General features: G+C 65.5%; 1 protein-coding gene. It reads right to left on the reverse strand.

The genetic code is table 11. The features are described 5' to 3' along the window. Positions 1 to 42 precede the first annotated feature (42 nt). The coding region (locus tag CCL05_RS41410; protein WP_208641733.1) for a cbb3-type cytochrome c oxidase subunit I at positions 43 to 1,131 on the reverse strand (1,089 nt) is incomplete at its 5' end.

Consider the following 1,131-nt stretch of genomic DNA (forward strand, 5'->3'; position numbering starts at 1 on the left):
ACGCCCGCAGGTCCACGTCCGCGGGCAGACCCTCCATGGCGGTCATCGCAGCGTCAGCTCCCGCTCCGCCGCCGCGACGTCCGCATGGTGCAGGTCGAACGCCGGGGACTCGCTGCGGATCCGGGGGAGGGCGACGAAGTTGTGCCGGGGCGGGGGGCAGGAGGTCGCCCACTCCAGGGAGCGGCCGTAGCCCCACGGGTCGTCGACGCCGACCGGCTTGCCGTACTTGGCCGTCTTCCACACGTTGTAGAAGAACGGCAGCATCGACATGCCGAGCAGGAACGAACTGATCGTCGACACCGTGTTGAGCGTCGTCAGGCCCTCCACCGCCAGATAGTCGGGGATCCGCCGCTGCATGCCCTGCGCGCCCAGCCAGTGCTGGACGAGGAACGTGCCGTGGAAGCCGGTGAACAGCGTCCAGAAGGTGATCTTGCCGAGGCGCTCGTCCAGCATCTTGCCGGTGAACTTCGGCCACCAGAAGTGGAAGCCGGAGAACATCGCGAACACGACCGTCCCGAAGATGACGTAGTGGAAGTGCGCGACCACGAAGTACGAGTCGGAGACGTGGAAGTCGATCGGCGGCGAGGCCAGCAGTACGCCCGTGAGCCCGCCGAACACGAACGTGATCAGGAAGCCGGTCGCCCACAGCATGGGCGTCTCGAACGAGAGACTTCCGCGCCACATGGTGCCGATCCAGTTGAAGAACTTCACACCGGTCGGCACCGCGATCAGGAAGGTCATGAAGGAGAAGAACGGCAGCAGCACACCGCCGGTGACGTACATGTGGTGCGCCCACACCGTCACGGACAGACCCGCGATCGCGATGGTCGCGCCGATCAGGCCCGTGTAACCGAACATCGGCTTGCGGGAGAAGACCGGAATGACCTCGGAGATGATCCCGAAGAACGGCAGCGCGATGATGTACACCTCTGGATGGCCGAAGAACCAGAAGAGGTGTTGCCACAGCAACGCCCCGCCGTTGGCGGAGTCGAAGACGTGCGCACCGAACTTGCGGTCCGCCTCCAGGGCGAACAGGGCCGCGGCCAGCACCGGGAAGGCGAGCAGGACCAGCACACCGGTCAGCAGCACGTTCCAGGTGAAGATCGGCATGCGGAACATGGTCATGCCCGG

It is taken from the genome of Streptomyces africanus (genome assembly GCF_002150735.1).
In the GTDB taxonomy this organism is placed as follows: Bacteria; Actinomycetota; Actinomycetes; order Streptomycetales; family Streptomycetaceae; genus Streptomyces; species Streptomyces africanus.